The organism is Neobacillus drentensis, assembly GCF_036966985.1.
In the GTDB taxonomy this organism is placed as follows: domain Bacteria; phylum Bacillota; class Bacilli; order Bacillales; family Cytobacillaceae; genus Neobacillus; species Neobacillus drentensis_E.
Genome location: NZ_JBALSN010000540.1, coordinates 222 through 7,714 on the forward strand (window position 1 = coordinate 222; position 7,493 = coordinate 7,714).

General features: G+C 35.9%; 10 protein-coding genes. 5 read left to right on the forward strand and 5 right to left on the reverse strand.

Annotated features, from left to right (window positions below):
* On the forward strand, positions 1–258 hold a 258-nt coding region (locus tag V7659_RS27440; protein ID WP_335543244.1), incomplete at its 5' end, for a TetR-like C-terminal domain-containing protein.
* A gap of 261 nt (positions 259–519) precedes the next feature.
* Here V7659_RS27440 and V7659_RS27445 read toward each other — a convergent pair.
* Entirely contained in the window at positions 520–849 is a 330-nt protein-coding gene (locus V7659_RS27445) for a hypothetical protein (protein ID WP_335543245.1), read from the reverse strand.
* A gap of 154 nt (positions 850–1,003) precedes the next feature.
* On the opposite strand from V7659_RS27445, the gene V7659_RS27450 reads away from it, so the two are divergent.
* The 3 genes from V7659_RS27450 to V7659_RS27460 all read left to right on the forward strand — a co-directional run bounded on the left by V7659_RS27450 (position 1,004) and on the right by V7659_RS27460 (position 3,032).
* Positions 1,004–1,192 (forward strand): hypothetical protein, encoded by a 189-nt coding sequence (locus V7659_RS27450; protein ID WP_335543246.1) that lies wholly within the window; start codon positions 1,004–1,006, stop codon positions 1,190–1,192.
* Positions 1,193–1,656: 464 nt separating this feature from the next.
* Positions 1,657–1,992, forward strand: a complete 336-nt coding sequence (locus V7659_RS27455) for an ArsR/SmtB family transcription factor (protein ID WP_335543247.1) — start codon at positions 1,657–1,659, stop codon at positions 1,990–1,992.
* 41 nt (positions 1,993–2,033) lie between these two features.
* On the forward strand, positions 2,034–3,032 hold the full coding sequence (locus V7659_RS27460; protein WP_335543248.1) for an NADP-dependent oxidoreductase: 999 nt from the start codon (positions 2,034–2,036) through the stop codon (positions 3,030–3,032).
* Between the two features lie 521 nt (positions 3,033–3,553).
* Here the strand turns inward: V7659_RS27460 and V7659_RS27465 are convergent.
* Together V7659_RS27465 and V7659_RS27470 are read right to left on the reverse strand one after the other, a co-directional pair.
* Entirely contained in the window at positions 3,554–4,006 is a 453-nt protein-coding gene (locus V7659_RS27465) for a DUF6843 domain-containing protein (protein WP_335543249.1), read from the reverse strand.
* 162 nt (positions 4,007–4,168) lie between these two features.
* Positions 4,169–4,303 carry a hypothetical protein gene (locus V7659_RS27470; RefSeq protein WP_335543250.1) on the reverse strand — a complete coding sequence of 45 codons (135 nt, stop codon included), beginning with the start codon at positions 4,301–4,303 and terminating at the stop codon, positions 4,169–4,171.
* Between the two features lie 969 nt (positions 4,304–5,272).
* Between V7659_RS27470 and V7659_RS27475 the strand changes: the two genes are divergently transcribed.
* On the forward strand, positions 5,273–5,563 hold the full coding sequence (locus tag V7659_RS27475) for a hypothetical protein (protein ID WP_335543251.1): 291 nt from the start codon (positions 5,273–5,275) through the stop codon (positions 5,561–5,563).
* 608 nt (positions 5,564–6,171) lie between these two features.
* Here the strand turns inward: V7659_RS27475 and V7659_RS27480 are convergent.
* Positions 6,172–6,681, reverse strand: a complete 510-nt coding sequence (locus V7659_RS27480; RefSeq protein WP_335543252.1) for a GNAT family N-acetyltransferase — start codon at positions 6,679–6,681, stop codon at positions 6,172–6,174.
* Positions 6,682–6,903: 222 nt separating this feature from the next.
* Positions 6,904–7,493, reverse strand: a 590-nt coding sequence (locus V7659_RS27485; protein WP_335543253.1) for a GNAT family N-acetyltransferase, incomplete at its 5' end; no start/stop codon positions are given.

Genomic DNA, 7,493 nt, shown 5'->3' on the forward strand with positions numbered 1-7,493 from the left:
TTATTCTTTTCGACGATGCTAGCAAGTAAAGGAGCTCCATCTTTTCGTAGGCAGTTCCATGAGTTTCTTGTTGAAGAGTTCAAGGATGAAATCGATACATCACAAGGAAAGAACCATGAATTAAATGAAGATGTTCTTCTTCAATTTATTGTCACTTCATATGTCGGGATTGTGGAATGGTGGATTACGAATGGAATGCCTTATCCACCCCAAGTTATGGCAGAACAAGTTGGAATTTTACTGGAAAGGCATTTATGATTTATTAATAAACTCTGCCATGGGCACAAAATGAATAAAAAATACACCAAAGGAGGCAGAATCCGCCCGTGGTGTATTTTAAGTCCATTTTAATTTAGAAGTTTGTTCTTCAATTTCAATTTTAGATAAAGCTTCATTTGTGCTATCTAACTCTTCTTTGGTTAATTTCAGAAAGATAGCCATAATTCAATCAAAGAAAAACTACCCATACGGGTAGATAATATGTGTAAACTATATTTGAAAAAGGGGTAAAACTTTCAATCAATGTATGTTATGCCAGCCGCCTGTTGGTGAGATTTCTATGACTCGAACTTTCCTCACAAAATGGTCATTTATAAAAATCTCTACAGTCTTTGAATATTTGTCACGAATCAAGGAATTTATACTCCATATTCTCCCCAATACCTGAGTGCAGTACGTATTTTCCATTCCTGGTTTTCTGCCTTCTCTAAGAAAAATACGAGCAGAACCAATTCCATTTGCCGGGTAATTTACGAGTTCTTTTACCTCATCACATGGTGTGGGCAATTGACCAATGAGTCTTACAGTTATTATCTCGCCTACTCTAAATGCATCGGCTTCGGTAAGCATAACATTTTCTCCTCGTCTAAATTTATTAGATTAACTGTAGTTATTATATGTATTACCCATTACATGGTACCGAATTTTAACCAACTGAAACCACCATACTACTGATATTTATCACCTCAACCACACAACATATAATAACGGAGGTGAAATTTTTATGCGAGAACAAGATCATAAACTGCCAAGAGAAACTGATAATTATGTTGGAGGACTTCCATATTTAGATACAAGTAAGAACCCTTCAATTCAGATTAATAATCCTTATTTAGACACAACAAATGAGGATCCATCAACACACTCTAGTTACACTGGCGGCAAACCTTATTTAGATACAAGTGAGGACTAATCAATACACAGCTATTAAAAGATTCTATTGACAAAATTCAATTTTAAATCATATAAAATAGCTAGTAATTCAGTGAAAATCCACATTAGGAACGAACAATAATAATAAATAAAAAGACCGTCTTTGACGGTCCTCCTCTTATTCGCCTAACGCTCCCCGTTTAAGTCCATTTTTCAATAACTTATTTACAAGGGGTGCCATCAGGATAATGCAGATTTACAACGCTAGACCCATTTTCCTGACGATTATCCCGTCTTTATCAATGTTAGAGAAAGCTTTCAGAGGTAGTCCCCTTTTTTAGATTGCTGAACATTAAAAGTTAATGATGCTTCCCCTCTACGATGTATTCGTCTCGATTTGCTTTCTCAATATTGCACCTAACATAACAATAGTATATTGTTGTATTCGGTAATATGGTTCATCAACTTAAACCATTAAACTGATTGTTGGAGGTATTTTACTGAATGAATAAACAGGACCAACTAAATATGATCAAAGAGGATTTTATTAATTGTCAAAAAGTACTATTGGCAATCGGTGATGAAACACGTCAATCGATCTTGTTAGTTCTAATGGGGACGGATTGTCAAACAGGTTTACGTGTGGGTGAAATCACTGAACAAACACATCTTTCTCGTCCTGCTGTGTCCCATCATCTTAAGGTTTTACGAGATGCCGGTGTTATTTTAATGCGTAAAGAAGGGACAAAAAACTTTTATTATATTAATCTGCGTACAGAATTAGGTTTATTAAGAACACTTGTGTTGGATATTGATAAATTCATGCAGAACTATTATTGAAATGATGGAATTTAAACACACATTATTTGGAGGTATATGCAATGAAAGCAATGGTTATTGATAGGTATGGGAAAGTTCCATTGCGTTTGGCAGAATTGCCCACACCTGAAATTGGAGAATATGAGGTACTCGCAGAAATTCATGCAGCTAGTATTAATCCTGTTGATTTTAAGATCCGCGATGGGAAAGTGAAATTGTTAGTTAAATATAAAATGCCTCTTATCCTTGGGAATGATTTTTCTGGTGTCGTGGCAAAGGTTGGCGCAAAAGTGACTCGTTTTAAAGTTGGGGATGAAATATATGCACGTCCACGTAAGAGTAACATCGGTACTTTTGCGGAATATATCTCCATTCATGAAAATGACATCGCCTTAAAACCTAAAAATTTGAGCTTTGAGGAAGCAGCATCAATCCCACTGGTTGGGTTAACCTCCTTTCAGGCCTTACACGACATCCTGCAATTACAAAAAGGACAAAAGGTTTTGATTCATGCTGGGGCTGGTGGTGTCGGTACCATTGCGATTCAACTCGCAAAATTAATGGGTGCCACTGTTGCAACAACTGCCAGTGAAGCTGGTGCGAATTTAGTTAAATCTCTTGGTACAGATGAAATTATTAATTACAAGACAGAAAAATTTGAAGAGATCCTGAAAAACTATGATGCCGTATTTGATACACTTGGGGGCGAGATACTCAATAAATCATTCGAAGTGATAAAAAGCGGAGGAAAAATTGTTTCCGTTTCGGGATTACCGAATGCTCGTTTTGCTAAAGAATATGGTTCAGGATTTTTTAAAACGTTGTTGTTTTCAGCGGCGAGTACTAAACTTACTGCACTTGAAAAAAAGCATAATGTTCAATATTCGTTTTTGTTTATGAAACCAAGTGGAGAGCAATTACGTATATTCGCAAACTTAATTGAAACTGGTAAAATCAAACCTATAATTGATAGAGTTTATCCTTTTGAAGATGCTCAAAAAGCGATGGAATATGCGGAGTCAGCAAGGGCGAAAGGGAAAATAATATTAAAAATCAGATAGTTGTCATACGAAGCAATAAATATATCCTAACTTCATTTTTTCTTTTTAATGTTTCTATAAAAATCACTCCCTTTTAATCAATCTTTGTTCAAAATGGAGTCTTTTGTATTGATGTTAAATATGGGGTAAATGTAACTTTTCGAACAATCTTTATTCTAGGGCTACAAATGATCTTCAACGAACGGGTTCTTTAAGGAAGTAACCAAAGCCTAAATTCTCACTTATAACACTGGGAATTTAGGCTTTTTTATTGTGATTTCCTCAACGTTGTAAATCCTCATTTTCATGACTCTACCCCTATAAGGTTGAAATTCAATCGATTTTGCTTGATACATTTTATCTCGATATTCATAAACAATTACGATATTTCCAACAAAGCTGGCAGAAGGTAGTAAAAATGAGTACCCCTTTACATAGTCAAAATAAAAAAGAGAAGAAAACAATGTTCACTCTTCATCACTTATTATCATAGGTTCTGCCTTTAACTCTTACACTCTTTAGGTAATTAAGGCATTTAATCCTTATAATTGTTCGTCCCTCCAGTATTTTAATACTTCCTCCTTTTGAGTATTATATATATCTAATCCATCGAAATTGAATACTTCACCGCAGTGACTTTTTGTTATTTGAACACTTTGATAATAAATTTCTTTACCGTTATCTCCCGTGAAACTTCCACTCGTCCCAAAATTAGTGCATTGTTCATCAATAGCAGTTCTATCCCCGTTTTTATCCGTGTAATAATATTTATTGTTGACAGTTGCAGAGTCCATATATGGTTTAGAGGTAAAAATATCTGGTGTAGCGGTAATATAAATGCCATATTGATGTATTTCAGTACCCGCCAATGCTCTTAAATACTCAAGGTTTACTGGAACAATTGAATATTTCCCTTCTTTTTCCAATTTAGGTTTGTTAGGAACATTATAAAAAACTAAAATTGAACCCTCAAAACCACTTGGAATAAGATACAATGCATTAGTTGTTTCCTCAGATTTGTCTCGGTCGGAGATGGAACAGCCAGCAATCATTATGAGGAAATTTATCACTATAAAAAATTTTTCATTGAAATTATCTCTCTTTCTAACATTCTTTAACTTTAAATCTATTTTATATTATTTCTTAACCCTATTAACCTACCCTGCCCCGTTAGTTAAAGTAAAAACCTTTAAATTTAGAAAAAAATCAGTAATTGAAGCAGCGTTCCCCTTCATAAAATAGACATAATGAAAACGTAAACTTTCATCTAAACCAACAAGCAATTGTGGCATACCTTTCACCTTCAAGGCTTAGTAATTTAAAAATAACGGTGTCATTCGCTGGAGCCTCCTACATACTCTGCCATTTTTCGGTATTCAATAAAAGGCATTTTAAAGAAGCAGTAGGATCCATCTTTTTTCAGAAAATGAATAACACATATATCTATAATTATAAATATGGATCTTTACCTTGGATTCCCTATCAAGTGAGTAAATCAAGGGTAAACCATAAATATATAAATGGGGAAGCCGAAAGACTGGTCTTGAAAATCTATAGGGAGTGAATTTTAGAGGATCCAATCAACATTAACTGGAAATTCTTCTAGAAAGAGTTCTTACTACTAATATAGAGGAGGAATTAAGGTGAATAAATCTGAATTACAGCTGCTTTCTACTATTTATTCGCCCAACTCAAGAAAATCTCATCAATTTAATAGGATGCACTTTAATCCGTATCACCAACCACCCCAACACTTATCAGATTCAGCATTTTTAACACCAGAAATACCCTTAGCACCATTTTATTCACCAAGAGCTGTTTCCGGTAATCTTACAGGTAATATAGGTGTTAGCGCTAATTCGGTAGACATCATGATTTTCGCTCCACATCCCGATGATGAGACTCNNGATTATGCATGCATTGGCTGCGGGAAAGCGAGTTCATGTAGTTATCTTTACGAATGTGATGGATACACAAAAGCTGCTTCAATGCTAGTGAACAAGAATATTGATAATCTTAGTTCTTGGGATTACTTTGAATTGTCATGGGTACGCCAGTTAGAAGTGTATACTGCTACTAAGACGCTGGGACTAAATCCTTCAAATATTACTTTTCTAGGGCACCCTGACGGTGGAGTAAACAAGGTATACCAGATTGAAGATTCTAATTATTTCCAGTCGCCCACAACTCTTAAAGATGAAACCTATTGACTTGCACAAATTGACTATCACAGGCTTGCATATGGAAAACCTGCACCATATTTGAAGAAATTCGCACTCTCTGATACGATGGATCTCATTCAGATTTTTCAGCCGAAAGAAATCTATGTCACTCATGCAGCCGATCAACACCTTGACCACATGGCAGTCAACTGGTTTGTTCGAGACGCAATTAAAGTGTTAGGGTATAAAGGTCGTGTTCATACCTATTTAATCCACAGTGGACCTGATTCCGAATGGCCATGGCCCCAAGGGGTTACGCCACGAGATCCTTTTGCTCTTCATGAAGCACTTGATTTTAAAAGAGTTCCTATTCCTCGCTTTGTTCCATAGCCTCCGCCAGAAAGAGTGCCTCTGAATGAAGATGTTGCACTTCAAAAGCTAAAGGCTATTCGAGCTTACCGTTCACAACTTGTAGATAGAGAATATCTTCAATCTTTTACAAAGAGCGAAGAAATTTTCTGGGGTATGGAACCTCGTTAATTTTTAAATCTTTTCAACAATTGCGCCCTTTAACGGAAGATCGTTCAACAGTATTAAGAACCTTCTAGCCACTTAAATATTGTATAAAAGCACGTTTAAGTACTTGTTTCACAAACTCCATTCTAATTTAGCCAATAAAAAAATGTCTAACATTGTATTTAGTAACGATACCGGCAACATGACGTATCCCGGTATCGATGTAGTGCCTTCCGCTGCATGGTGTTGTTAGGCTATTCTATCGGTTTAAACCATTATTGAACAGCAGGTCAGGTTTGCGATGGTTCCGGTCATCGCACTGGCCCGATCGGAGGCCATGAAGACCGCTGCATTGGCAACCTCGTTCAAAGGGCTCTTGGTCGAGGGCATCGGCGACAGCCACCTCGATTGCTCCTCCTTATTTATTAATTTCCCTAGCCACCCTATTTAGAAAATCGAGAGTTCGACCAACCAAAATACATTTATCCAATTAAAATAAAACGCCAATTATTACAAAGCATAAAACTTCCTGGAGGGTATTCGAATTTACATTCAGAGATGAATTGAAAGTCAAGCTTCCGACAAATTGCATTTGAAGCAGGATTATCAATTGAAGGGAAAGCGTGAATGTATTTATACTTTTTCTCGGCAGTTGCCTCTTCTACTGCTAATTTCACTGCAATTGTAGCTATTCCTTTCCCCTGGTAAGAGGGTAGGACGCTCCAACCAGTTTCGTAAATACTTTCTCCTTTCCAAGAAGTTTGCCAATAACCAACAGAACCTACTCGTTCTAGCTCAGGTAACAATACTATGCTGAACATGCGTCCCCTATCACTAAGCTCAAGATATCGTTTGTGTCGTTTCAAAATCTGCTGTTCACTCTCTGGACCTCCAAGGTGCTGCATCATTTCCGGAGCATTTAAACGAAAAAGTAAATCAAGGTCTTGGTCCTCCCAAGGCTTTATATGAATGATATGGTTATTCCCTTCCAAATTTCTTCATCTCCTCCTATTTTTACTCTTTGTATTCGGAAGCTAAAAATCCCTTTATTAAATAATATTGTTGTTGATCTAACCTGCCAGTCAGTGAAAAAGCGACTGTTTCTATTGAACTATCACATCCGTTAATTTAGGTATAATGTTTCACAATCTATTTATTTTTCACTCATGATTAAATACTTTAATAAGAAATTAGAAACCTTTATTGTATAAACTCTACCAAAGCCTTTGTTCACCTAACTCTAGATAAACTTCAGTTTCTTCAAAAGAAAAGAGATTAGTCTGAGCTGTAGCTGAAATTAGCTTTATCATGGTACACAGCCCTAATGAGTCACTTCTAAAAGGTTTATTTCGTGTACCTCCTATGAGGTTTATGTTTTGTTTATGCTCCCAACCACCTTTTGCATAGAAGTGCACTAATGCATGTTCACAGGTAAATATACTAATATCAGGATTGTTCTTTTCAATAAATGAATAAGCTTCTTTAATAAGTCTTAAACCGAAACCCTGCTTACGTAAAGATGGATTAGTCACGACTTCACTAAGCCCAAAAGCTTTATATTTTTGCCCTTCATGATTTATATATTTCCAAGGAATAGCAGCATGACTAATTACAATATCATTTTCAACAAAAACTAATGAAGTTGGTTGAGTCTCTAGACTATCTGGCCAATGTATATCCTCGTCATTATCGCCAAACGCTTGTGGCCATTCTTGTCTCATTAATGATATAATTTGTTTTTTTATATAAGTGGGACAATCTCCTTGATGAAAATGTAGTAATTCAATCATAAAATTCTTCTCCT